Source organism: Virgibacillus sp. W0430 (assembly GCF_051846935.1).
Lineage (GTDB): Bacteria > Bacillota > Bacilli > Bacillales > Amphibacillaceae > JBPYCR01.
Map to the genome: position 1 here is coordinate 1 of NZ_JBPYCS010000004.1, position 26,628 is coordinate 26,628.

General features: G+C 36.8%; 27 protein-coding genes. 1 reads left to right on the plus strand and 26 read right to left on the minus strand.

Annotated elements, in window-relative coordinates:
• Window positions 1-45: 45 nt before the first annotated feature.
• The 20 genes from ACLIBH_RS03115 to smc all read right to left on the minus strand — a co-directional run bounded on the left by ACLIBH_RS03115 (window position 46) and on the right by smc (window position 21,068).
• Window positions 46-351, minus strand: a complete 306-nt coding sequence (locus ACLIBH_RS03115) for a hypothetical protein (RefSeq protein WP_439315231.1) — start codon at window positions 349-351, stop codon at window positions 46-48.
• 613 nt (window positions 352-964) lie between these two features.
• The gene (gene topA / locus ACLIBH_RS03120) at window positions 965-3,043 is read right to left on the minus strand and encodes a type I DNA topoisomerase (RefSeq protein WP_439315232.1); all 2,079 of its coding nucleotides are present in this window, start codon (window positions 3,041-3,043) and stop codon (window positions 965-967) included.
• Window positions 3,044-3,627: 584 nt separating this feature from the next.
• Entirely contained in the window at window positions 3,628-4,521 is an 894-nt protein-coding gene (gene dprA, locus ACLIBH_RS03125) for a DNA-processing protein DprA (protein WP_439315233.1), read from the minus strand.
• An 85-nt stretch (window positions 4,522-4,606) separates the two neighbouring features.
• A complete protein-coding gene (gene sucD / locus ACLIBH_RS03130) occupies window positions 4,607-5,509 on the minus strand; it encodes a succinate--CoA ligase subunit alpha (protein ID WP_439315234.1) in 903 nt (300 codons plus the stop codon).
• A gap of 49 nt (window positions 5,510-5,558) precedes the next feature.
• Window positions 5,559-6,722 carry an ADP-forming succinate--CoA ligase subunit beta gene (sucC, locus tag ACLIBH_RS03135; protein WP_439315235.1) on the minus strand — a complete coding sequence of 388 codons (1,164 nt, stop codon included), beginning with the start codon at window positions 6,720-6,722 and terminating at the stop codon, window positions 5,559-5,561.
• Between the two features lie 94 nt (window positions 6,723-6,816).
• Window positions 6,817-7,089 carry an EscU/YscU/HrcU family type III secretion system export apparatus switch protein gene (locus ACLIBH_RS03140; protein ID WP_439315236.1) on the minus strand — a complete coding sequence of 91 codons (273 nt, stop codon included), beginning with the start codon at window positions 7,087-7,089 and terminating at the stop codon, window positions 6,817-6,819.
• Entirely contained in the window at window positions 7,086-8,825 is a 1,740-nt protein-coding gene (locus tag ACLIBH_RS03145; protein ID WP_439315237.1) for a hypothetical protein, read from the minus strand. Before ACLIBH_RS03145 ends, ACLIBH_RS03140 begins: the two co-directional genes overlap by 4 nt.
• Entirely contained in the window at window positions 8,812-9,615 is an 804-nt protein-coding gene (locus ACLIBH_RS03150) for a ribonuclease HII (protein ID WP_439315238.1), read from the minus strand. Before ACLIBH_RS03150 ends, ACLIBH_RS03145 begins: the two co-directional genes overlap by 14 nt.
• Window positions 9,616-10,151: 536 nt before the next feature.
• Window positions 10,152-11,000, minus strand: a complete 849-nt coding sequence (ylqF, locus tag ACLIBH_RS03155; protein WP_439315239.1) for a ribosome biogenesis GTPase YlqF — start codon at window positions 10,998-11,000, stop codon at window positions 10,152-10,154.
• A gap of 8 nt (window positions 11,001-11,008) precedes the next feature.
• Entirely contained in the window at window positions 11,009-11,542 is a 534-nt protein-coding gene (lepB, locus tag ACLIBH_RS03160; RefSeq protein ID WP_439315240.1) for a signal peptidase I, read from the minus strand.
• Between the two features lie 173 nt (window positions 11,543-11,715).
• Window positions 11,716-12,060 carry a 50S ribosomal protein L19 gene (gene rplS, locus ACLIBH_RS03165; RefSeq protein WP_439315241.1) on the minus strand — a complete coding sequence of 115 codons (345 nt, stop codon included), beginning with the start codon at window positions 12,058-12,060 and terminating at the stop codon, window positions 11,716-11,718.
• 247 nt (window positions 12,061-12,307) lie between these two features.
• A complete protein-coding gene (trmD, locus tag ACLIBH_RS03170; RefSeq protein WP_439315242.1) occupies window positions 12,308-13,042 on the minus strand; it encodes a tRNA (guanosine(37)-N1)-methyltransferase TrmD in 735 nt (244 codons plus the stop codon).
• A complete protein-coding gene (gene rimM / locus ACLIBH_RS03175) occupies window positions 13,042-13,545 on the minus strand; it encodes a ribosome maturation factor RimM (protein ID WP_439315243.1) in 504 nt (167 codons plus the stop codon). Before rimM ends, trmD begins: the two co-directional genes overlap by 1 nt.
• A gap of 11 nt (window positions 13,546-13,556) precedes the next feature.
• Window positions 13,557-13,946 (minus strand): YlqD family protein, encoded by a 390-nt coding sequence (locus ACLIBH_RS03180; protein ID WP_439315244.1) that lies wholly within the window; start codon window positions 13,944-13,946, stop codon window positions 13,557-13,559.
• Between the two features lie 140 nt (window positions 13,947-14,086).
• A complete protein-coding gene (locus ACLIBH_RS03185) occupies window positions 14,087-14,314 on the minus strand; it encodes a KH domain-containing protein (protein ID WP_439315245.1) in 228 nt (75 codons plus the stop codon).
• Between the two features lie 14 nt (window positions 14,315-14,328).
• Window positions 14,329-14,601: a 30S ribosomal protein S16 gene (rpsP, locus tag ACLIBH_RS03190; protein ID WP_439315246.1), complete on the minus strand. Its 273-nt coding sequence runs from the start codon at window positions 14,599-14,601 to the stop codon at window positions 14,329-14,331.
• Between the two features lie 78 nt (window positions 14,602-14,679).
• Entirely contained in the window at window positions 14,680-16,023 is a 1,344-nt protein-coding gene (gene ffh / locus ACLIBH_RS03195; protein ID WP_439315247.1) for a signal recognition particle protein, read from the minus strand.
• Between the two features lie 14 nt (window positions 16,024-16,037).
• Window positions 16,038-16,370, minus strand: a complete 333-nt coding sequence (locus ACLIBH_RS03200; protein WP_439315386.1) for a putative DNA-binding protein — start codon at window positions 16,368-16,370, stop codon at window positions 16,038-16,040.
• A gap of 111 nt (window positions 16,371-16,481) precedes the next feature.
• Window positions 16,482-17,474 (minus strand): signal recognition particle-docking protein FtsY, encoded by a 993-nt coding sequence (ftsY, locus tag ACLIBH_RS03205; RefSeq protein ID WP_439315248.1) that lies wholly within the window; start codon window positions 17,472-17,474, stop codon window positions 16,482-16,484.
• Window positions 17,475-17,507: 33 nt separating this feature from the next.
• Window positions 17,508-21,068, minus strand: coding sequence for a chromosome segregation protein SMC (smc, locus tag ACLIBH_RS03210; RefSeq protein WP_439315249.1), 3,561 nt, complete (start codon window positions 21,066-21,068; stop codon window positions 17,508-17,510).
• A 508-nt stretch (window positions 21,069-21,576) separates the two neighbouring features.
• Here smc and ACLIBH_RS03215 point away from each other — a divergent pair.
• Window positions 21,577-21,801, plus strand: coding sequence for a DUF1128 domain-containing protein (locus tag ACLIBH_RS03215; RefSeq protein ID WP_439315250.1), 225 nt, complete (start codon window positions 21,577-21,579; stop codon window positions 21,799-21,801).
• A 364-nt stretch (window positions 21,802-22,165) separates the two neighbouring features.
• Here ACLIBH_RS03215 and rnc read toward each other — a convergent pair whose 3' ends face one another.
• From rnc to fapR, 6 genes are all read right to left on the minus strand, one after another.
• Window positions 22,166-22,852 (minus strand): ribonuclease III, encoded by a 687-nt coding sequence (gene rnc, locus ACLIBH_RS03220; RefSeq protein ID WP_439315251.1) that lies wholly within the window; start codon window positions 22,850-22,852, stop codon window positions 22,166-22,168.
• Window positions 22,853-22,999: 147 nt separating this feature from the next.
• Complete coding sequence (locus ACLIBH_RS03225) at window positions 23,000-23,233, minus strand: acyl carrier protein (protein ID WP_439315252.1); 234 nt, start codon at window positions 23,231-23,233, stop codon at window positions 23,000-23,002.
• A 60-nt stretch (window positions 23,234-23,293) separates the two neighbouring features.
• Window positions 23,294-24,034, minus strand: coding sequence for a 3-oxoacyl-[acyl-carrier-protein] reductase (gene fabG / locus ACLIBH_RS03230; protein WP_439315253.1), 741 nt, complete (start codon window positions 24,032-24,034; stop codon window positions 23,294-23,296).
• Window positions 24,034-24,966, minus strand: coding sequence for an ACP S-malonyltransferase (gene fabD, locus ACLIBH_RS03235; RefSeq protein WP_439315254.1), 933 nt, complete (start codon window positions 24,964-24,966; stop codon window positions 24,034-24,036). The genes fabG and fabD overlap by 1 nt, the downstream gene beginning before the upstream one ends.
• A complete protein-coding gene (gene plsX, locus ACLIBH_RS03240) occupies window positions 24,963-25,967 on the minus strand; it encodes a phosphate acyltransferase PlsX (protein WP_439315255.1) in 1,005 nt (334 codons plus the stop codon). Before plsX ends, fabD begins: the two co-directional genes overlap by 4 nt.
• A 7-nt stretch (window positions 25,968-25,974) precedes the next feature.
• Window positions 25,975-26,544, minus strand: a complete 570-nt coding sequence (gene fapR, locus ACLIBH_RS03245; protein ID WP_439315256.1) for a transcription factor FapR — start codon at window positions 26,542-26,544, stop codon at window positions 25,975-25,977.
• Window positions 26,545-26,628: the final 84 nt, after the last annotated feature.

The window sequence follows — 26,628 nt, forward strand, 5'->3', positions numbered from 1 at the left end:
AAGATTCAATTATTTCACTAAATGAAAAATGTCTACGCTTATTCGTTAAAATAAGCCAAGCTTTCGTATCTTTGCTTTTGTTTCAGTTGTTCCCAAATGATAAATTCGTTCATATACAGTGCGGAGGTTGCGATCATATTTATTTCTCTCTCTATCGACTGATCTCTCATTAAATGGCTTGAAAATATGTTTTAATGCTTCCTTTGATTCGTTTTCCATATTTACAAACATATTGTTGATTTCTTGCACTTCGTTTTCTGTTGCTAAAATCGCATAATTTGTTCCGTCTGGCAAGGGTTCCTTTCGTATCTCTTTTTCTTCAATTTTTACATAATATTTATGACGATTCATTTTAATTACCTCCATGATGAATAAATCATGCTTCTTGATATATTATTCCCTTCCATATTGAAAACAAAACGTCTTGACTCTCTCGATACGTAATACAAAATGGAGTCGGTACATACTTTCCGGTCAATAGTGGGGATCCTTTTTTAATCAGATTTTTACCTTCTCTTTTGATTGAGTCAAGTATTTGTGGGTGTTATTTTAAGAAGTTAAAAAACCTCTCTATGTATTCGTTAATTTTAGTATTGATTCCTACCGACCGCAGTAGATATACACGAAGACTCCAGTGGGAATAGCACGAGTCCGAAGACCCCGCAGAGTGGTTTTCTTCCGAAGAGGCTGAAGCCGTGCCCGCGGAAAGCATCCACCTGCAGTGAATATCAACGGTGTTATTCATGTGTATATCGTTCGAAGTAAAATTGATCACATATTATCTAGTTAGATTCGTGCATCTGTTCCCTCACAAACACTTTACGCATACTTCTCTTTTTATATAGCGTATCGCTCTTAATCGTATATCTATAGACATACAAAAAAGGGATCAACCATCAAAAATTACGTCGATCGATCCCTTTTTGGGTTTTACGTGAGCTATGTTGCTGTCTTTTGTCTTTTCTTATGTTTGAGTATCTTCCTTATAATCACAAGACGTGCATTTAACTTGCGTTTGTTTTTTATTTTTCTTCTCTACTAGAAAAGATTCGCAAACTGGACATGCTCGAGCAATTGGTTTATCCCAAGAAACAAAGTCACAGTCTGGGTACGTATCACACCCATAAAAGGTACGTTTCTTTTTTGACTTGCGTTCAACGACATCCCCTTTTTTACATTTTGGACACGTTACGCCAATCTTTTTCAAAATGGGCTTTGTATTACGACAGTCAGGGAAATTTGAACACGCTAAAAACTTTCCATATCTCCCCATCTTATAAACCATTCCGTGACCACATTTTTCACAGTCAATTCCGGCTGGTTCATCTTTAATTTCAATTTTTTCCATTTCTTCTTCGGCTTTATCTAATCGTTTATGGAAGTCTTTATAGAAGTCATCAATAATTCGAATCCATTTTGTTTTACCTTCTTCAATAGAATCAAGATCGCCTTCCATTTTTACAGTAAAATCTACATCTATAATTTCCGGAAAATATTTTTCTAATATCTCTATAACTATCGCACCTAGCTCTGTTGGCACAAAACGTCGATTGTCCATGCTTACATATCCACGCCGTTGTATTGTATCCAATGTCGGTGCATAAGTTGACGGGCGTCCGAGTCCTTGTTTTTCCATCGTACCAACTAAAGTTGCTTCAGTATATCGAGGCGGTGGTTGTGTAAAATGCTGTTTTGGTATAATTTCCGTTGCATCAACTACCATACCTTCTTCTAGTTCCGGTAAAAACTTTTCTTCATCTTTTTTCTGGCCATCATTTCCTTCAATATATACCTTCATAAATCCTTTAAACTTTATTTTTGAACCCGTAGCGCGGAACTCAACTCCATTATTTTCAAGCTGAACAGTCATCGTATCCATAACAGCTGGTGCCATTTGACTCGCTAAAAAGCGATCATAAATTAATTTATACAACCGATATTGATCCCGAGATAAGATCGCTTTTAACGATTGAGGATTGTTTGAAACAGACGTTGGTCGAACGGCTTCATGGGCATCCTGTGCGCCTTGCTGATTTTGTTTCTTTTGTTGTGTAGCACTATACTCCTTACCATACGTATCTTCTATATACTTTTTAGCGTCTTCTTTCGCTGAAGCAGCTATCCGTGTAGAATCTGTACGCATATATGTGATTAAACCAGTAATTCCACCTGATTTTTTACCGAGATCAATACCTTCATACAGTTGCTGGGCAATCATCATCGTTTTACGAGCTTTAAAATTCAGTTTGCGTGCTGCTTCTTGTTGTAATGACGATGTGATGAAAGGTTTTGCAGGGTTACGTTTTCGTTCTCGCTTTGTCACCTTTTTAATTGTAAACTTTTTATCCTGAACCTTTTCTAAAATTGCCTTCACATCTGCTTCTTTTTTCAGTTCTTGCTTTTTACCATCTATTCCATAAAATGTACCTTCAAATGAATCCTTTTCTCTTTGAAATGCAGCTGCAATCGACCAATATTCTTCTGGCTTAAAGTTTTCTATTTCCTTTTCCCGATCAATAATCATCTTTACAGCAACAGATTGAACACGTCCAGCACTTAATCCCTTTTTAACCTTTTTCCAAAGAAGTGGGCTAATATTGTATCCTACAAGACGATCGAGAATTCTTCTCGCTTGCTGTGCATCAACTAAGTCGTGATCTATTGCACGAGGGTTCTTAAAGGATTCTTTTATCGCATCCTTTGTAATTTCATTAAAGACTACGCGACATTCAGATGCCTCATCTACTTGCAATGCGTGGGCTAAATGCCAAGCTATTGCTTCCCCTTCTCTGTCGGGGTCAGCTGCTAAGTATACTTTTTTTGCTTTTTTTGCTTCTTTTTTTAATTCCTTTAATATATCGCCTTTTCCACGTATTGTAATATATTTTGGCAAAAAACCGTTTTCTACATCAACACCCATTTGACTTTTTGGTAAATCAATAACATGGCCCATGGATGCTTTAACCTTATATTTCTTACCTAAATATCGTTCAATCGTTTTCGCTTTTGCAGGTGATTCTACAATTACAAGATAATTTGACATATGATTTCCTCCCCAAATGAGGTGACATTATATACTTTATATAAAAAAATTAAAATGACAAGAACGTTCTAAATTAAAAATGGAAATCTCCACTAATAGTAAGTACAACGAATGCTTTTGTCAAATTTACAAACACTTTTCTAGTTTATAAACATCTAAAAAGGGGTCTATTATACTTATCATTATGAGCTTTGAATACCAAATGGATACTATAATTCATCTATTTTTAACATAGATTACAATTTGTAGATGTTTAAAATTGTGGATAGGTCTTATATTGGAAAATAAATAATTAATACTCGTCAAGGATCTGCTTCATTAAAATTAAACGTAATTAAAAGTAGTTGACGTGGCTGAATCAATTTTTTACGTAAAAAAAACGGTAAATTAAATCAATTGTATTTCAAACAATTGCTCACAGTATGCTATTGTATTATTACGTTCATTTACTACCTTTCATGCATTCATAAAGTGAACCGAATGGAATACTTGACGACACTTGTCTGTACGGACGAGTAAGACTGCCTCCTTTATAGTCTTGTTCTTGTTATGAAAGGCAAGGACAGAAATTTCACTATTTTCATTTACGGATGCATATGCTTTCCCATTCTTAACCAATCATCATTTATATCATCTGCCTCCATTACGAGCTTTGCACCATCTTGAATCATTTGATGACAGCCACGTGTTTGCGATGCTAATAGAGACCCTGGCAACGCGTATACTTCTCTTCCTTGATCTAAAGCTTGATCAACGGTAATCATTGTACCACTTCTTTCTTTTGCTTCAACTACCAATGTGCCAAAGCTTAACCCACTAATTATTCTATTGCGTTCTGGGAAATGATATTTTCTCGGAGGTGTAGCTGGGGAGTATTCACTGAGGACAAGTCCTTTTCTTCTAATCTCTTGAAAAAGTTCAATGTTTTGCTTTGGATAAATATTTTTAAACCCACTACCCAATACAGCGATCGTCCGCCCATTATGAGCTAATGCGAGTTTATGCGCATAGCTATCCACCCCGGTCGCCATTCCACTGACGAGCAACCAATTGTTTTTAATAAGTGGTGGGAGGACAATCTCCATTTTTTGGAATGCTTCATCACTCGGCTTCCTTGTTCCGATTACACTTAGAGACGGCTCATGATTTAATAGGGCTTTGTTTCCTAAGGCAAATAAAATGAGAGGAGGATCAACAATATTTTTGAGTAAAGCTGGGTAAATGGGATCCAATATTGTAATAATTGAAGTTGTTTTTTCGGCGTTTTTAATTTTTTCAAAACGTTGCTTATCGTGAAGATCTTGATAGAAGAGTGTAGATTGATAAGAAGAAAAGTTTAGATAACGACTAATTTCAGTAGGGGCTAACGTATAGATAGCAGTCAAATTAGAATCGTACTGCATTAGTCGAAAGAGCCTTTTTCTAGTCATTCCTCGACAAAAATATAAAGAAATGAAACGTTCTCGCAGCGTTTTCAAGGATAAGCCTCCCTTATTTTATAGTATATTAATGAAGAACCTAAAAGTGATATGCTTCCTTTTAGGTTCTTCTTGTTGTCAACGATTAATGTGTTTTACATTTTTCAATTAAGTTATTTTCTTCAAGCAATTGAATCATTGTTTTTCCCATTTTTGCAGGGGACTCAGCGACTTGAATTCCACACTCTTTCATAACACGTTTCTTCTCAGCAGCAGTACCTTCGCCACCAGAAATGATCGCTCCGGCATGACCCATTCTTTTTCCAGGAGGGGCAGTTGCACCACCTATAAATCCTGCAACTGGTTTCGTCATGTTCTCCTTTATCCATCGTGCTGCATCTTCTTCTGCTGTTCCACCAATTTCACCAATCATCATTACAGCATACGTATCCGGGTCTTCATTAAATGCTTTCAGCACATCGATAAAGTTCGTCCCGTTAACTGGGTCGCCGCCTATTCCAACAGCCGTTGACTGACCGTAGCCTTCCTTAGAAAGCTGATGTACAGCTTCATACGTTAGCGTCCCTGATCGCGATACGACACCGATATGTCCTTTTTTATGAATGTATCCTGGCATTATACCGATTTTACATTCTTCTGCAGTAATTACGCCCGGGCAGTTAGGACCGATTAATCGAGTCTTTTTCCCTTCCATATATCGTCTTACTTTTATCATGTCTAAAATTGGAATATGCTCTGTAATACAAATTGCTAAATCCAATTCAGCGTCCGTTGCTTCTAAAATTGCATCTGCTGCAAATGGAGCTGGAACATAAATAATGGAAACTGTGGCTCCTGTAGCTTCTACAGCTTCTTGAACTGTGTTAAAAACTGGAACACCAAGAATCTCGGTACCGCCTTTAGCCGGTGTAACCCCTCCAACAATTTTAGTTCCATATTTCAGCATTTGTTCTGTATGGTATTTACCAGCGGAGCCAGTAATCCCTTGAACAATTACTTTTGTATCCTTATTAACATATATACTCATTTTCGTACGTCCTTTCTCTTCGCCTTTGTACGTTCATTACTTTTCCCCATTATTTCGAGACCATTGCAACGATTTTTTCAGCACCGTCTGCCATTGAATCTGCTGCTGTGATGTTTAGGTTCGATTCGTTAAGCAACTGTTTTCCTAAGTCAACATTTGTACCTTCTAACCGAACAACGAGAGGGATTTCCAATCCAAATTGCTCTGTTGCAGCGATAATACCTCTTGCTATAAAGTCACAGCGCATGATCCCACCAAATACGTTAACAAAAATTCCTTTTACTTCTGGATCAGATAAAATTATTTTAAAAGCTTCCGCAACTTTTTCTGGAGTCGCATCCCCGCCTACATCTAAGAAGTTAGCTGGATTTCCTCCATGGTATTTAATGATATCCATTGTAGCCATAGCCAGGCCAGCACCATTAACCATACAGCCAATATTTCCATCAAGGGAAATGTAGCTTAGGTCGTACTTCGATGCTTCAATTTCATTTCTATTTTCTTCGTCTAAATCACGTAATTCCAATACATCTTTTTGTCTATATAATGCATTGTCATCAAAGTTTAACTTGGCGTCAAGAGCTAATACTTCTCCATCACCCGTCGTAACGAGTGGGTTTATCTCAGCGATCATACAGTCCTTATCAATAAATGCTTCATATATACCCATCATACATTTAACCGCTTTTCCTACTAAGTTATAAGGAATATTTAAATTAAATGCCATTCTACGTGCTTGGAATCCAGATAGCCCAATTTCTGGGTTTATAACTTCTTTAAAAATCTTTTCTGGACTCTTAGCAGCTACTTCTTCAATCTCAGTTCCGCCTTCTTCAGAACCCATCATAACAATACGGTTAATTTTACGATCCAATACAAGACCTAAGTAATACTCTTTATCAATATCGCAGCCTTCTTCAATTAATAAACGTTTTACTTCCTTACCTTCTGGCCCTGTTTGGGGAGTTACTAATACTTTACCTAAAATTTCCTTTGCAAACACACGAACTTCTTGTAAGTTCTGTGCCACTTTTACTCCACCAGCTTTCCCTCTTCCACCTGCATGGATTTGGGCCTTTACTACTTTAACGGGGCTGTTTAGTCCTTTCGCGTATTCAACAGCTTCATCAACCGAATACGCAACATGCCCATCAGGCACTCTTACTCCATATTCTCGTAATATGTTCTTTCCTTGATACTCATGAATATTCATCCTTTATCCTCCGATCGAAATTGACTGCAAATCCTATTGTATTAAAAAAAAACAAATTTCACAAAGAATAAGTAATAATTATCAACATATATCATTATTCATTTTCAACTTTCATATTTTTATCCAATTGATAGACAAATGCAAATACTTCAGCAACTGCTTGATATAATTCTTCGGGAATCGTTTCATTTATAGTCAACTCATTTAAAAGCTCTACGAGAGTAGCATCTTCTACTTGTGGAACATCGCTTTCTCGAGCTGTCTCCATTATATTTTCCGCGATCAAACCTTTGCCTGCTGCAACTACTTTAGGTGCCGTATTCCTATTTTCATCATATCGAAGGGCTGCAGCTTTTTTTTGCCTCATACGCGATAATCGACTCCTTTATATAAATTATGACTACTTACTGTAGGCTGTGGTCGATCCTCTTTTGCTTCTTGGAGAGGTTTGACCGTTACACTTGACAGTTGATAATCCAATTTTTTCATACCTGCTTTCAATACCCCTTCAAAGCTTGAAGGACTCGCCTTAAGATAATCATTATAAATCGTGACAGATACGAACCGCTTTTGTATATTCATATCTACAATCGTTTTTTTCATAGTTTGTAATTCCATTAAAAATAGAATACGACAATAATCTGGGTCAATTTTTCCATCTTTCGTTTTTTTACTTTCAAATTCAAGTTGTAAATCTTGATTTAAAGAAAACTTTTCGCCTGGCAACGAAATACTTGCCTGGATAAAATGATTTGATTCGTGGACAGAATCAATATGCAATCCGTTCATAAGATGAATTACTTGATGTGCATGCTCTCGTACAATTGAATCAGAATGTGAAATAAGCTGCATAAGCATTGTTTTAAAAGACAGCTTTAATTCATTCGCCGGTGAATTAGCGCTCGATAATTGGTTAATTTTTTCCATAAATATTTTAAATTGTTCTTTTATTAAACCAACGCTGTCGCTATCTTTAAATTCAGTAATAACTTGATGCATTTGCTCATATGTGTTTGGATTAGCATATAATTGTAATGTTGTTACTAAACGACTTAAGTAAGGCGGTGTATTTTCAATTGTTGCCTTTACGTAATTTTGCTCGTTGATCGACAATACTGGAAATAGATGTTTTATAATATTATTATGTAACGATTGAAACTGATGTTCCGTAAGCGAACGACCAGATTGAACAGCTCCCTGCAGCGTTTTTTCCCATTGCTTAACAATTTGCATAGCGCCTTGCATCCGAAATTCTCTTCCTTGATACATTCTTTCTAATTGCTCCATAATGGAACGCTCATTTAATTGATACGGTTGATTTTCCACCGTTAATAATCGATCTACAGTGAATGGATCCCACGCTTTCTTCCACGTAGAATAGCCAAGCATCGGATCAAGCGAACCAGTCATTTGCAGCATTCGAAAAAGGTGCTTTTGTTCTGATTTAACTTCCTGCAAAATATTGTTAATTAAGGCATTAGCATAGATAGGGTCTGTAACTTGTTTGATTTCACCCATTAACTTGCTTGTTAACGGGCGGACAGTTTGACTTTTTTCAAGCTCGTTTAACAATTGAGTGAGTTGATCTGAATAATTCGTATACATTTTTGCATGCATTGCATAAAAAACATCACGTGTTATCGGTAATTGCTGTAAAATCAACTGTTTTAAAATTGCGTAACCTTCACTCTTGTTTTTTACGCCTGTTAATAAAGAAAATGCGTGTTGTAACTGTTTTATTGTAAATGGGATGTCTTCTTTAAGGAGTTGTTGAACAAACTGTATATTTACCTTGGATGGTGGCAAGTTCAAATCGTTCAATATCCCTTTAATTACTGCGTTTTTATCTAAGTGCGATTGTTCTTGAATTACTTTTAAATGAATAACATCTTCTGCTTTTTCAACTTGAAAAAAATAATTTCTTCCTATTGTTAATGCTGCCTGTAGCTGAGCTGTCATTGTGTGTCTTCCGAGTTGAATACGTGCTTTATTGTTCGGATATAATTTAACAATATCCCCTCGAATAATTTGACCGGGCCGTAACGATCTATTTGTTGCCTGCTGCTTAATCAGGCGTTTGCTTAATAATTCATGTATTTGCACATGTATCTCCTCCAATAGAACGACGAATAGCAGCTTGTACAGGTGCATATGATTTGCGATGGTATGGAGTTGCTCCATGTTCGTTTAAAAGCTTTATGTGTTGCTTCGTACCGTAGCCCATATGTGATGAAAAAGCGTATTGTGGATAGTCTTTATCTAGCTTTTCCATCCATTTATCTCTCGTTACCTTTGCTAAAATACTCGCTGCTGCAATCGAAATACTTTTCTGATCGCCTTTAATGATTGAGCGAGTAGGATAGGGTAATTTTTCTAAACGAATTGCATCGAGCAACACATAGTTAGGTCGAGGATTAAGTTGATTTATAGCATTATACATTGCCTGCTTTGTCGCTTGGAAAATATTTATTTCATCTATTTCTTTATTGCTAATCATCGATATCCCATAGCTAATTGCTTGTTGTTTTATTATCTCAAAGAATGTCAACCGTTCCTGTCGAGTAAGCTTCTTTGAATCGGTTAATCCGAGCAGTTTGAAATCCCTTGGCAATATTACCGCTGCCGCAACAACTGGTCCTGCAAGAGGGCCTCTCCCAGCCTCGTCCACTCCCGCAATCCATTTATACTGTTGTAAATACCCTTCATGTTCATAGTGGCTCATTGCAACAAACATTTTTTCCGCCTCTTGCAACTTTTGTTGTTTTCTCAAGTACCCGCGAATTAATTGTTGCACACCTTTACGCTCATCTTTACGTAAGCTTTCCAATAAATGCTCTGTTATTTTTTCTGATGCAAATAGTTGTCTTAACTCAGCTATTGATCGTTTTTTCATACTCTCACCTAATTCGTATAGTATGTTTTTGGCTTTCTTTTTTCGCCTATAAATTCTTACTAATTTGCCAAAATAATGAAGACCCCTTTGTTGATAACGCCGTTACTGTATCGGAGGTCAGACGCTTACAATATTACACGAAAAAGCATCAAAGAGTACCGAAGTACGAATCATCAACAGAAAAGAGCCCTCGTCTTAACAACAAGAAAATTTGTTCGTTTGGTCGATGCGCTACTACGCAAAAACCAAATCTACACACCCAAGAGGAGCGTAATATATGAAGCATAATCAGCTTCCAAATCCTTTATAATACATACTAGCAATTCCTATTTTTTACTAATTTAGCTTAGCGTTGCCTTTGTTTAGCATACTTTGATAACCAAATAATTATTTATTTTCTCTTAACATATTACAGCAGGTCTTTCTAGCTTTTATATCGGTAAAGATAATACTTTATCAACAGTTAAATTAGTAGCGGGCACTAATTTGCCAATGGTAGACAAACTAAATATGGTATGCTTTAAGTAGCATACCATTTATTTTGTAGCCGATTCTAATGTAATCTGTCCCAACCTCCCTAAACGAAGATCGCGGATTATTATTTCTGCTACTTTATCCATATTTACATGTCCACCACTTTCAAGAGCGCCGCGTTGCTTACCTATTGCTGTAAATACTTCCCACATGTCTGTTTCTGCATCATTAATTTCATATCGTTTATATAAATGTTGCGGATAGTGCGTCTGCATATGTTGAATAACAAAGGCAGCGATATCTTGAAGGGATACGAGTTGATCCTTAATTGTTCCAATAGCAGCAAGTCGTATGCCTACTTGTTGATCTTCGAATTTCGGCCATAAAATGCCGGGTGTATCAAGAAGTTCGAAGTCTCTTTTTATTTTAATCCACGATTGCTGCTTCGTTATTCCTGGTCTATCTCCTATTTTAGCAATTTTTTTATTGGCTAATCGATTAATTAAGGTTGACTTTCCAACATTCGGAATGCCAAGAATCATTGCGCGAATTGGCCGTTCTCTAATGCCTTTCTTTTTTAGCTTAAGCATCGTTTCCTGTCCAATATCTTTTACGTGTTGAATAATTAATTGAATATCTGCTTTATTATTAACATTTACAGCAATTGCAACTTGTTTATCTTGCGCAAAAGCTCTAAGCCAATTCGCTGTTTCTTCTTGATCAGCTAAGTCATTTTTCATCAGCACGACAAGCCGACGTTTATTTTTTATAACTTGTTGAAGCATCGGATTTTGAGAGGAGAGCGGAGCACGAGCATCAACGAGCTCGATTACTAAATCAACAAGCTTTAGTTTTTCTTCTATTTCTCTTTTGGCTTTTGCCATATGTCCTGGAAACCATTGTATTGTCATGTTTTCACCTATTCTTTCACGATTTGTATGCGTTCAAACGGCCAGTATATGAAGGTAGCTTTTCCTACTATTTGATCAATTGGAATGAGACCAAGTCTTCGGCTATCAGTAGAATTAGTTCGATTATCTCCAAGTACAAGCACATAACCATCTGGTATGGATTCGAAGTGACCTGGAAGTAATTCTAGTGTAAAATCATCGGTATGAATATTGTTCTTTTTGGTAAATTTCTCTTCCACTTCTTCACCGTCTATGTACAGCGTATTCTCCTTCATCATAACATGCTCGCCAGGTAATCCAATTACTCGTTTAATAAAATCTTTTTGCTCGGAAGCATGAAAAATAACAATATCAAATCGTTTCGGTTCATTTAAGTGATAAATAAATTTGTTAACAATAATTTGGTCACGGTCGTGTAATGTCGGTAGCATGGATGGCCCATCAACAATTATAGGCGAAAAGATAAACATCCGAATTATAAATGCTATCCCAAAAGCAACTAAAAGTGCTTTCAACCAGTCAAACAGTTCTTTTTTTCGCATCCCAATCCATACTCCTCTTCTCTTTTGGTCAATATACATTCGTATTGTACGCAGAAATTGAATGCATTACACGATACATTATTTACCCTATTATATTTTAAGTGAAACAAAAGAGCTTTGCATAATGATGCGAAGCTCTTTTTGTAAAGTACGTATAATAAATATGTTTAGGCTTAGCGGCGTTCTTTGATACGTGCAGCTTTTCCGCGTAAGTTGCGAAGATAATATAGCTTTGCACGACGAACAATACCGCGTCTCGTTACTTCTATTTGCGCTACTCGTGGAGAATGTAACGGAAACGTTCGTTCAACACCTACACCATAAGATATTTTTCTTACTGTAAATGTTTCACTAATTCCACCATTTTGTCGCTTAATTACAACACCTTCGAAAATCTGAATTCTTTCCCGTGTTCCCTCTACAACTTTAGCGTGAACTTTTACCGTATCACCAGGGCGAAATTCAGGATGGTCTGTACGCAACTGTTCTTTCGTAATGTCTGCAATTAATTTTTGCATCGTTGTTCCTCTCCTTCCAAACCAATGCTCTTGTTCTTACTTTAAAAACAGCGGAACATCGTTTTTACAGCTTAAATCAACTATTTAAGCACAACAATAAATATATCATAATAATTGTAGGAATACAACTATATTTGAATAAAGTCAAGTGTTTCGCGCACACATCGGTTCGACGTTCCACCATCTCTTTTTGTTTCATTTCATTCATTAATTTATTCGTCTTTTCGTGTACTTTGCTCAGTAGTATTTATAATTCTTTTTGCAACTGCTTTAGCATGCTCTTTTCCTGTGGAGTTAATTTATTTTTATCTATTAGTTCTTGACGGCGTTCTAATGTCCGCTTCAACGATTCTTTCATACGCCATTCCTTAATCTTTTCGTGATTCCCTGATAATAACACTTCGGGAACCTCCATCCCGCGGAAGTTTGCAGGGCGCGTATAATGGGGGTGCTCAAGCAGGCCAGTTGAGAAAGAATCCGATTGGGCTGAAGCCTGATTACCTAGAGCTGCTGGCAGCAAACGTACAACACTATCTATTACGACCATAGCGCCAAGTTCTCCTCCAGTTAAAACATAATCACCTATGGAAATTTCATCGGTTACTAAATGCTCGCGAATGCGCTCATCGTACCCTTCGTAATGACCACAAATAAAAATGAGATGATCTTCTTCTTTAAATTGTTCAGCATCTCGTTGCGTATACGGTCGACCTTGTGGGCACATTAAAATTATTCGCGGCTTCGATTTCCGCCTATCTTTAACAGCTTCAACGGCATCAAAAATCGGCTGAGGTGTTAAAACCATGCCAGCTCCTCCGCCATATGGATAGTCATCAACCTTATGATGTTTATTCGTTGTAAAATCTCGAAAGTTGATAAGGTCATAGCTGAAAACGTCATTATCTTGTGCCCGTTTAAGAATAGATGTATTTAAAGGCTGGGAAAACATTTCGGGAAATAATGTAAGTATATCAACGTGCATTAGTCAAGCAACCCTTCCATTAGCTCAATGATCACTACTTTATCATCTACGTTCACTTGTTTTACTACATCTGCAATATAAGGAATTAGTGCTTCTTTTCCGTTTGCTTGTTTTACTACCCAGACATCATTCGCACCTGGAGATAAAATAGATTCAATTATGCCCAACTTCTCTCCAGTAGTTGTTTTAACTTCACAACCGATAATTTCATGATAATAGTATTCATTTTCAGCTAAAGATTTTAATTGTTCTTCCTTTACTTTTAGATAGGATCCTTTAAATTTTTCAACATCATTAATCGTATCCATTTCTTTGAAACGGAGCAAGTCAAATTGCTTATGTACACGATGCCCATCTATTATTAATGGCATATCGTTGCCTTTTTCATCACGAACATAGACGGTTTCGCCAATTGAAAACCGCTCTTCAAAATCAGTAATCCGCTTTACTTTTACTTCACCTTTTATCCCGTGTGTATTAACAATTTTGCCTATATTAAACATAGTTCCACCTTCTATTGATCAATTCGAACGACAATGCCGTCTTTAATAATTATTGCTTTTTCACCTAAAATGTCATCCCACGAGCTCCCGATTTCAACATCCACAATACCGTTAACCTCTTTTTCGATGATTTCGCTTCCTTGCTCCAGCATGTCCAATTGCTCCATTTTAAAATCTAAAAGCTTCATTTTTTCTTTTCGGTTTTTAAGTTCTTTTTGAAACCGATTGGTGACTTCTTGTTTTGATATGCCAGGTTTATTTTGAAGCTTACGCTGCTCAAAGAGTAACTGCTGACATTCTTGTTCTAGCATCATTTTTTCGTGAGAGAAATGGCCGTGTAACTTATTTTTACTTTTCTCTGTCACAATTTGCTTAATCAACACACTTTTTATGATTTTCACAAAAATGTTTCACTCCTTAATAATAAAGTTAGCAAATAATTTAGGAATGATGACGAGGGATAGGTCCGTAGAATAAAATGAGGTAATTTATAAAAATCACGTAGAATTACGTAGAATAATAAGGGGAAAGTGAATTCCCCTTACATAATATCTAAAAACACACGTTTGTTCGAATTCGTTTTTGCAGCATAAACAACTGTACGAATCGCTTTGGCAATGCGGCCATTTTTTCCAATAACTTTCCCTACATCGGTAGGATTTACTGTTAAGTGATAAACAATCTTTGTTTCTTCTTCGGTCTTTTTTATATGAATATCTTCCGGATGATCAACAAGTGGTGTAATAATTGATTCAATTAATTCTTTCATTGGATCACACTACTTTACTTTTGATTTTTTTCATCGTGGAACTTTTTCATAATACCTTCTTTTGAAAAAAGGTTACGAACTGTGTCACTAGGTTTTGCTCCCTTTGACATCCAGTCTAACGCTTTTTCTTCATCAATCTTAACTTCTACCGGATTGACAACTGGATTATACGTACCGATTTGCTCGATTGAACGTCCGTCACGAGGGAAACGTGAGTCAGCAACAACGATACGATAAAAAGGATTTCTTTTAGAACCCATACGTTTTAAACGAATTTTAACAGCCATTTATTTGCACCTCCATTTACTTGATTACACAATTAAAAAGTTTATCAGAAATCTTTTTGTCTGTAAAGTATTTTTACATTACATGAATGGAAACTTCATTCCTTTTCCTTTTTTCCCTTTTTGCATGTTCGTCATTTGCTTCATCATCTTCTTCATATCGTCGAATTGCTTGAGCAGTCGATTTACTTTTGATACTGTTGTACCAGACCCTTTAGCAATTCTCTTTTTGCGGCTTGCATTAATAACGGAAGGATCTTGCCTTTCCTTTTTCGTCATGGATTGAATAATAGCTTCCACATGCACAAGTTGTTTTTCGTCAATTTGTGCATTTTTTAACCCTTTCATTTTGTTAGCACCTGGTATCATAGCTAATAAATCTTCCAATGGGCCCATATTTTTAACCTGATCCATTTGCTCTAAAAAGTCGTCAAAAGTAAAGGACATCGTTCGCATTTTTTCTTCTAATGCTTTTGCCTGCTTTTCATCAACATTTGTTTGTGCTTTTTCGATAAGCGTTAAAACATCTCCCATACCGAGAATTCGAGATGCCATTCTTTCCGGATGGAAGACTTCGAGCTCATCTAGCTTCTCACCCATCCCGACAAATTTAATCGGTTTGTTCGTTACAGATTTAATAGAAAGGGCTGCTCCACCTCTCGTATCACCATCAAGCTTTGTTAGCACAACACCAGACACATCCAGTTGCTCATTAAAGCTTTCAGCAACATTTACTGCATCTTGTCCAGTCATCGCATCAACTACTAAAAAGATTTCATCCGGATTAACTTTATCCTTTATTTGCTGTAATTCATCCATTAATTCATTATCAACATGAAGCCGTCCTGCAGTATCTACAATTACGTAGTCATTATGCTCTTCTTTTGCTTTTTCGATTGCTTTTTGAGCGATTTCCACTGGACTCGTTTCTGTCCCCATAGAAAAAACAGGGATATCCAATTGTTTACCGAGTGTTTCTAATTGCTGAATTGCTGCTGGTCTATATACGTCACAGGCAACGAGCAAAGGAGAACGGTTATATTGTCTCCGTAGCAAATTAGCCAATTTCCCTGTCGTCGTTGTTTTACCAGCACCTTGTAAGCCTGTCATCATAATGACCGTCGGTGGCCGATCGGAAACAGCAATTTTACTCTGTTCACCACCCATTAATTCCGTCAATTCCTCTTTTACTACTTTTATAACTTGCTGTCCGGGTGTTAAACTTTCTAATACTTCTTGACCTACTGCTTTTTCTTTCATTTGTTTAATAAAGTTTTTGACTACTTTAAAATTAACATCGGCCTCAAGTAAGGCCAGTCGTATTTCACGAGCCATTTCATTTACATCTTGTTCATTTACTTTCCCTTTTCCGGTTATTTTCTTAAGTGTTTGTTGTAAGCGATCGGAAAGTCCTTCAAACGCCATGGAAAGTGTCCCCCTTAATCCAATTCTTTTAACTCATTAATAAGTGCAGATAGATAGGAATCTGTATCAGTTGTCATTATACGATCACTTAACTTAGCTAGTAGCTCGGTTCTCTTCTCAAATTTTTCATACAAATGTAGTTTTTCTTCGTACATTTCTAATATTTGTTCTGTACGTTTTATATTATCATACACTGCCTGTCTAGACACTTTGGATAACTGGGCAATTTCTCCCAATGAATAATCTTCAACGTAATACATTTCCATGTATTTTCTTTGCTTTGCAGTTAATAAACGATCATAGAAATCAAATAAATTATTAATTCTTGTCGTTTTCTCTAACACTATTCCCACCTCTTGTTAAGGGTATTCCCTTTACAAACAATCTTAACGAACGTGTAATTACATTGTCAAGCAACTGTTTAGCGTTGATTAAGTCACGGATTTGTGGATGGATAACTATTCCATCATATCTGCAAATAAACCATATACGAAGGCGTGTGCATTAAATCGTTGTAAATCGTTTACTTGCTCACCCAAACCAACGAATTTTACTGGAATATTTAACTCGTGACGGATAGCTAACACAATCCCACCTTTAGCAGTTCCGTCTAATTTAGTTAAAACAATCCCTGAAACATTCGTTGCTTGTTGAAACGTTTTCGCCTGACTTAACGCATTTTGGCCTGTTGTGGCATCCAAAACGAGTAATACTTCATGAGGGGCGCCCGGAACTTCTCTTTCAATCACTCGATTAATTTTTGCTAATTCATTCATTAGATTCACTTTATTTTGTAATCTTCCAGCCGTATCACATATTAATACATCCGCATTACGAGATCGTGCAGCCTTAATACCGTCGAAAATAACTGCCGCTGGATCGCTGCCAGCAGTTTGTTTTATAACATCAACGTCAGCTCGCTTCCCCCATTCCTCAAGCTGTTCAATCGCGCCAGCTCGAAACGTGTCCCCTGCCGCTAAAACAACATGCTTTCCTTCGTCTTTCAACTGGTTTGCAAGCTTTCCGATCGATGTAGTTTTACCAACACCATTAACACCAACGACAAGAATTACGGTAAGCTCACCCTCATGTATATTTAACGTTTCAACTTGCTCGTCATCATCTCCGTAATAAATAGCCACAAGCTTTTCAGATATTACATCTTTAACCTCGGCGGTTTCTTTTATATTTTGCTTTTTCACTTCCATTTTTAATTCGTCAATTAAATCCATTACTGTCATGACACCTACATCTGCTGCAATAAGTACTTCTTCAAGTTCCTCGAAAAATTCTTCATCGACTTTTCGGTAGCGTGCAATTAAATTATTGATCTTACTTGAAAAAGAAGATCGTGTTTTTGTCATCCCTTCTTTATATTTTTCGATTGCTGTATCCTCATTTTCCGTTTGATCGCGTGTGAATTTATTTTTTAGTTTTTCTAAAAAGCTCATCTCATTACTCCCTTTCCTTTTGTGCGCATTTGTTTACACATTTATTAATTCTTCTGTTTCCTCAAGCCGTACAGACACAAGTCGTGATACACCAGATTCCTGCATAGTAACCCCATATAATACGTCCGCTTCTTCCATCGTACCTTTACGGTGTGTTATCACGATGAATTGTGTTTTTTCGCTATACAATTTAACATACTTAGCGAACCGAACTACATTTGCTTCATCAAGAGCAGCCTCGACTTCATCTAAAATGCAGAAGGGTACGGGACGTACGCGTAATATTGCAAACAGCAGGGCTATGGCTGTTAAGGCCCGCTCGCCACCGGATAATAATCCGAGTGATTGCAGTTTTTTTCCGGGTGGACGTGCAACGATATCTACTCCCGTATGTAAAATACTTTGTGGATCGGTCAATGTGAGTTCCGCATAGCCACCACCAAATAATTGTTGAAATACATGTGAAAATTCGGCTTTTATTTTAGTAAACGTTGCTGAAAACAATTGCTCCATTTCTTCATCCATTTCAGAAATCACTGTAAACAACGTTTCTTTTGCACGAACTAAATCTTCTTCTTGAGTCGTCAAAAATGTATACCGTTTAGAAATACGTTCATATTCTTCGATTGCCCCTATGTTAACTGTACCTAAACGATCAATTGATTGTTTAAGTTGCTCTACGTACTGTTTGGCTTCGTCTCGATTCGTTGCCTTTTCATACATTTTTTCTGCCTTATCATACGTAATTTCATATTCCGTTTGCAAATGTGACAATCGATTTTCCAAAGCAACATCAAGTCGATTTGCTTTAACTTCTTTTTGTTGAATTTCTTGTAGGAGCTGTTGCCGCTGTCGACTTATTTCCTTCAACTCACGCTCCTCATCATTTATCCATTTGTTTCGCTTCACCTGTTTTTCTCTGCTCCGTTGAATTTTTTCGGTTAGTATTGTTTTTTCTTGTTTTTTAGCTTGAATGCTTTCGTTCATTTCAGTTTCACTTTTTTCTGATTCGTGCATACGAATTAATTCTATTAAATCGTTCGTATAGGAAGTATTCAAATTCTGTTGTTCTTTAAGTTGGAATTTTAATGCTTCTGTTTTTTCACGTTGATGCTTCAGACGTTCTTCTTGCTCCGCATATTCAATTCTTTTTGCTTGATACACTTGTTGTGTTTTTTCATAATTTGTTTTAAAAGCCGCTTGTTGATCCATTAATTCCTGAATCGTTTGTTGATTTGATATTAGCTGCTGTTCAACACTATTTAATTCATTGTTTAACTGGTTTACTCGATTTTTTAATTTATTTACGTTTCGCTCAAATTGTTGCTTCTCAAGATCATAAACAGTTAGGTTATCGTTTAAGGAAGCCAGCTTTAATTCCATTTCCTTGTAAGAAGCATGTGCATGTTGCAATTCATCCTGCATTTTCGATAATAGCCGCTCCTCCGAGTCAATTAATTCCTCACGTCGTTGAATAGCTTCTTTTTCTTTCTGTACATTCGCTGCAAACTGTTTTGACCTTTTTTCATACTCCTTTAGTTTAACGGATAAACGCTGTAATTCTTTATCTCTTGTGAATAGCGATTGATTTGTTCTTTTTTGAGCACCGCCTGACATCGAGCCACCAGGATTAACAACATCACCTTCCAAAGTCACGACCCGGTATTTGCGCTCCGTTAAAGCAGCGATCTCGTTTGCATCTTTCAATGTCTTAGCAACTATTACATGTCCCATCAAATGATTGACTAGTAAATCAAAGCGAGACGAAACAAGAGCAGATGCGACATCAACCATCCCTTTATGTGTCCGTATCTTTTGTAGCACATCTTTAGGTAAATAGCGTTGTTTAATTGATGCTAAAGGCAAAAAAGTTGCACGTCCCTTCTTTTCCCTTTTCAACCAATTAATTGCTGCTCGTGCCGCTTCATCATCTGCAACAACGATATATTGTGTTTGTGCACCGAGAACTGTATCGATTGCAGTAATAAACTGTTGAGGGACATCAATTAACTCAATTACTGCACCATGTATATTTGCTAGCATATTTTTTTTGCTCGCTTGCAATACTTCTTTTACACCGAAAAAGAAGCCTTGAAATTCTTCTTTCATTTCATGAAGCATTTCTTTCTTTGAACGCACTCGAGCAATATGCTCGTTCCCTTCATATAGCTGTGCTTGCGATTGTTGGTAGTTAGCTCTCTTAGTCGCGAGCTCTTTTTTTAATTGCTGTACATATTCCATTTTATCGTGACAAGCTGCTTGCAAATTCTCATACTCAATTTTTACTGTCCTTTTTTCTTCTTCTTGACGGTCAATTGTGGCTAGTAACGCATCTGACTGATTCACTTGTCCACTCTTTTTCGTTTGTATTCGCTTTAAGTCCGCTTCAATTGAATGCTTCTCATTCCGTTTTACTGCTTGTTTATTTAACAGTTCAATATAGTCGGCCTTCATATTCTCTATTTGGTCTTCTATATTCTCTTCTTCTTTCGTTAATTTAAGTTCTAGATCTTCAATTTCCTTTTTTGTTTGGTTTCTTTTGGCTTGCATTGCTTCTAACTCGCGTTGTTCTATAGCCAATTCAGACTGAAGCAATTCTATTTTTTCGTATACACTCTTTTGCTGCAATTGAAGCTTTTCTTTATTTTCTGCAAAGTGTTTTAATCGTTCATGCAGTAAATTTTTGTTTCCTTCCATTTGTTCGAGTTGCTGTGTTATGGCCAATAATTCGGTTTGCATCTCAGCAATCTCTGCATCTAGATTATTTAATTGCTGACGTTCATTTTCTATATTTGCTTCCATTTTTTGTATTGTTGTTTTTACATCAATTTCTTGAAGTTTGTTTTCCTCTAATTCAGTTAATAAGCTTTGCCAATCCGCATGCAGCCGTTGTATTTCTGTTAATAAAAGCCCTATTTCTTTTTGTTTTAACTGTTCTTTTAACGTTTTGTATTGTTTTGCGGTTTGTGCCTGCTCTTTTAAAGGTTCAATTTGTTTTTCAATTTCATGAATGATATCTTTAACTCGGTCTAAGTTTTCTTCTGTCTCTCCTAGCTTAAATTCTGCTTTCCGTTTACGTTGCTTATATTTCAATACACCGGCCGCTTCTTCAAATATAATCCGTCGTTCTTCTGCTTTCGAGCTTAATATTTCTTCAACCTTACCTTGACTAATAATTGAAAACGCCTCTTTGCCAAGCCCAGAATCAAGAAATAAGTCAACAATATCTTTTAGACGACAGGATTGCTTATTTAGATAAAACTCGCTATCTCCAGACCGGTACACCCTTCTCGTTACAGAAATTTCCTCATAGTCAAGCGGTAGCTGTTGATCTTCATTATCAAGAACTAGTGTTACTTCAGCAAAGTTCAACGGTTTTCTAGTATCGCTCCCCTGGAAAATAATATCTTCCATTTTTGCTCCTCGTAAAGACTTAGCAGATTGCTCTCCTAATACCCAACGAACCGCGTCGATTATATTACTTTTACCACTGCCATTCGGACCAACTACTGCCGTTACACCTGGCACAAATTCTACTCGAATTCGTTCTGCAAACGATTTAAAACCTACACTTTCCAATCGTTTTAAATACATAATCATTCTCCTAGACAAAAGAGTTTACTGTTTCTATTAGTGCAAAACTGTTGTTTTCTTTATATTTTACTTTAACCATATACATACCAGAGGCTCGTTTCGATTCCACACTATCGATTCTTCTTTTAAAGTGCTTCTACCTTCAAAAAAATCACTTAATTGGGCTCATAAAGCGTTATCGTTAGTCTACGTTTTCGAACATAAACCGAATACAAAACGATAAAGCACTTTTCATAAGATTTAATTATCTATTATAAATTAAGTATACTACGTACGAACAATAACCTAATAATGAATGCACGATTCAATTTCAATTTGATACATTGCTTCATTATTTATATGTACACGAAATTTGCTAATAAAAGGGTACAAAAATGCTTCGTAAATCCCTTGGATTATTAACGAATATATTTTATCATAAAGAGAGTTACTTCGTAATATGCTTGTTCCAAGTATAGGAGTTCTAAAGATATCTGTCTTCATAAATAATAAAGAGGTGTTATAAACGATGAATTTAGAAAAACCAACGTTTGAAAATATGCAATTCATACTAAATGCGTTATCTACAAAGTTGACCGTGGCAAATCGTGCGTTAATGGATGCGGAGGATTATGACTTGGAAAAATATAAAGAACTGAAATATATGTATGAAATGATTGCTAAAAAAGGAAGCTTGAGCCCCGCCGAGACACAAGCTTTTATCGAAGAATTGCGTTCTGTTCGAAAGGGATAAATTTCAGTAGAATGGTATAAGCGTAATCATCTAATAAAATTTTAACAATGAGTCCCAACTGCACTCGCTCCAGAAATACACTTTGCTTTGACCTTAAGTGCACAAATGTGGCAGTCGTTTGTGCGTTGCGCATTCATAATGTCTTCTTTGCTCCCAAGCCGCCTTATAATCCTCCGAGTTAACGCTCTTCCTAGGCCACACCGATGTCTTTCCTTCAGAGGACAAGGAACGCTTTGGAGCAAAACCATCGCAACGCACACAGAAAAAGCGTTCTATTTTTTCAAAATAACTACGTATATTTCTGGAGTTCTCTTCCATTTTCGGATTTTTTAGCACCTCGTTATGCTCATCCGCATAATATCCTTTACCCTTCACGATAACGATCAAGCATTTTTTTTGCCGCTCTTTGTTCTGCTTCTTTCTTCGTACGACCTTTTCCTTCTTCTGGAGAGTAATCTTTTACTTTTACTTGAGCAATAAATTCTTTATTATGTGAAGGTCCGATTTCTTCTACTATTTCATATTCAATTGTATATTCTTTTTGTCTCTGAACAAGCTCTTGTAACTGACTTTTATAATCCATCGCATGCGAAAAAGCACCCGTTTGAATAAGCGGAAAAACATACTTTTCTAAAAAATGTTGTGCTTTTGGGTATCCTTGATCCAAATATAATGCACCAAGAAAAGATTCAAACACATCAGCAAGTAAAGCTGGCCGGGTGCGCCCACCGGTCTGTTCTTCTCCTTTTCCGAGTAAAATATAATCGCCAAATTTTAAATGGATGGCAAAGTTTACTAACGATTCTTCACAAACAATTGACGCACGTAGTTTAGTCATTTCGCCTTCTGTCATTTTTTCATACTTGCGAAATAAATATTGGGATACGGCTAATTCCAATACTGCGTCCCCTAAAAATTCAAGACGCTCATTGTCGGTGAACAATTTTTCCCGATGCTCATTCACATACGATGAATGTGTAAATGCCTGCTGCAATAATGTTTTATTTTGAAAGGTAATATTTAATTGTTGCTCTAATTTTTGTACGTGCATATATTAGCCACCTTTATTTCATGTTGTTATCAACTTACGTATAAATGAAAAGTCTCGCACGTGCGAGACTTCTATTAACAACTTTCAGATTACATATATAATAATTAACAAGTTCAGCATACGTTGCTAAACGAATTCAATATTGTATTAGGCTTTACTGTTTATGTATTCAACAGCATTACCAACTGTATTGATTTGTTCTGCTTCCTCATCTGCTATTTCCATATCAAATTCATCTTCAAATGCCATAACAAGCTCAACAACATCCAATGAATCTGCATCTAAATCATCTGTGAAAGAAGCTTCCATCGTAACCTGTGACTCTTCAACATCAAGCTGTTCAACAATAATATCCTTTACTCGATCAAAAACGTCTGACATACTCGCTCACCTCCCTTCAAATAGTATAGAAGAATACGTTTTAAAATTCTAGTATTATTATTACATAACCATACCGCCATCAATATGAATCGTTTGTCCAGTAATATAATTTGCATCGTTCGTAGCTAAGAATCGGACAACTCGTGCAACATCTTCTGCTTTTCCTAGTTTTTTAAGCGGAATCGTAGACAAAATGGTGTCCTTTTGGTCAGCTGTCAACTCATCTGTCATATCTGTTGCAATGAATCCTGGTGCAACAGCATTAACTAAAATATTGCGCGAGGCAAGCTCTTTCGCAGTGGATTTTGTTAAGCCAATTACTCCTGCTTTTGCTGCTACATAATTTGCTTGCCCTGGATTTCCGCTCACGCCGACAATGGATGCCACATTAATAATTCTTCCGCTTTTTTGCTTCATCATTTGACGTGTGACATTCTTAATACATAAAAAGACGCCTTTTAGATTCGTATTAATAACTTGATCAAAATCTGCTTCTTTCATGCGCATTAATAAATTATCTTTTGTAATTCCTGCATTATTAACTAATATATCCAAGCTGCCAAATTCATCCACGACAGTTTTTATCATTGCTTTAACACTAGCTTCATTCGCGACATCTGCTTGGATCTTAAAAGCTTTCCCACCGAGCTGTTTAATTTCTTCTACAACAGCTTCAGCTCTTGCTTCACTCCCAGCATAATTAACTGCGACATTTGCTCCTTTACTCGCCAGCTCTAAAGCAATAGCGCGGCCAATCCCTCTCGAAGCTCCAGTAACGAGAGCATTTTTACCTTTAAGCATTAGTTCTCCTCCTTATACCATGAAACAAAGGTTTCTATTGATTTTTGATCGTTAACTGAAAATGTTTGCACATTTCGATTGATTTTTTTTACTAGACCACTCAATACTTTCCCATTTCCAACCTCTACAAAAGCGTCAATATCTTCTTCCATCATACGACGGATAGATTCTTCAAAACGAACCGGTGAGTACAGTTGTTTAATTAATAACTCTTTAATAGTGTCTTTTCCCGTTACTTCTTCAGCTGTTACATTAGCATAAACTGGGATAGTTGCATTTTGTATCGTTACACTGTCTAAATAAGCTGAAAACTTCTCACTCGCTGGCTCCATTAAACGGGAATGGAAAGGTCCACTTACATTAAGCGGGATTACTCGTTTAGCTCCTGCTTCCTTTAAAATAGTTACTGCAGCCTCAATACCTTCTCTTGTTCCTGAGACAACTGTTTGTCCCGGACAGTTCAAGTTTGCGATATCTATTATTTCATTCGTTTCAGAGAGCGCAGACTCAATCTTTTCTGACGACAATCCTAGCACTGCAGCCATTGTACCTTGACCTTTAGGGAACGCTTTTTCCATCAGTTCGCCTCTAGTTGCTACTAGAGGTAGCGCTTCTTCCAATGTGAGTGCACCAGAGGCAACGAGCGCGCTATATTCCCCGAGACTATGTCCGACAGTCATCACCGGTTTAACCTCGTTTTTTAACAGTTCGTATATAGCTATGCTAGACAGCAATAATGCTGGTTGTGCGTTCACTGTTGAAGTAAGCTGTTCCTCCGGGCCTTCAAACATTATAGCTGTAATGTCTTTTTTTAATATTTCATTTGCGTTTTCATATAATGCATTAACCTCGGAATACGTATTGTACAAATCTTTTGTCATTCCTACCGTTTGCGATCCTTGTCCAGGAAACATGAAAGCTACACGTTTCATTTGTCTTCCTCCTTTGCATCCATCGTAGCAATTGTTGATGTAATTGTTTCGGTTACTTTATATTCAACCATATGCCGTGCTTGTTTAATTGCGTTTTGAATTGCTCTTCGTTTAGAAGAACCATGTGCTTTAATTACGGGGGCAGCTAGCCCAAATAATCCAGCTCCTCCATATTCAGAATAATCTAGTTGGTTTTTTAACTTCACTAAGTCTGATTTAATAAAGCTTGCAGCTAGTTTTGTTTTTAAGGAGCTCATAAACGTTTGCTTTAAAAGTGAAAAAACGTTCATTGCAGTACCTTCGATCGTCTTCAACGTTATATTACCACTGAAGCCATCTGTGACAACAACATCAGCAGCCCCATTAAGTAAATCTCTTGATTCAACGTTCCCTATAAAATTAATAGGTGCGTTATTTAACTGAATGAAAGCCTTTTTAGCTAGCTGGTTTCCTTTTGTATCCTCTGTACCGATGTTTAATAAACCAACCGTTGGATTTGAAATAGACCGTACTTTTTCTGTATAAATCGAACCCATTACAGCGTATTGTACGAGGTGATGTGGATTTGCATCGACATTTGCACCGACATCCAGCAATAAAAACCCTTTGCCATCAATTGTTGGCAACGTAGGGCTTAGTGCGGGCCGGTCAATCCCTGGTGTTCGACCGACTACAAACAGCCCAGCACTCATAAGCGCACCTGTATTTCCAGCCGAAATGCAAGCGTCTGCTCGCTTTTCTTTCACTTCTTTTGCCATTAACACGAGGGAGGCATCCTTTTTACGACGTACAGCACGAACCGGTTCATCCTCTGCAGTAATACGTTCATTCGTATGAATAATTGATATTCTATCTCCATTCGTTAAATACGATCTTATTTGTTCTTCATCACCAATCAAGGTTATTTCTATATCTTTAAATTGAGAAATGGCGTCCATAGCACCTAATACGACTTCCTTCGGTGCATGATCTCCGCCCATTGCATCAATTGCTATTTTCATTTGAACATTACTCCTTTTCATCTGTAGATCGATACATATGAAATTCTCCTGTAAAGACGAGTTCGTTCTGAACAAAACTATTTACGTTAACCTTTGTTAATCCCTTCGCCGTTTTCCCATCAACTACTGCTTTTGCAACTACTTGCTCATACTCTTTTACTTGTCGTATAAACTTGATTACTACTTTCGCCGTCAAAGCTAGATCATCGTTAATGAGAGCGACTGCTAATGAATTGGCTTGAGCAAACAAGTGATGTCCTCGGGCAATTTTATTCCGAGAGAATACATGCTCTCGTTGTATTTTCAAAATAGAAATAGCACGTTGATCCAATTCAAGATCAATAATGTCCCCGATAACATCATCAATAGCAAGTGCTTTCACTTTTTCATTCCAATGATTCGTTGCAACGGATCGTATCCGTTCTCTTAGCTCAGGAATGGCGAGCTCCATCCGGTCGAGTCTAATCGTTTGAATGCTAACGTTAAACTTTTTCGCCAGGTCATCATCTGTTATAAAAGGTGTCTGTTCAATTGTTTCTTTGAGTAATTGTTGACGCTCTTGCTTTGATCTTTTCAATGCACGCACCATCCAAAGTGTATTGTATTAAGACTAGGTACTAATAGTAATATATATTAGTCATTTTTAATATGCAAGCATTTT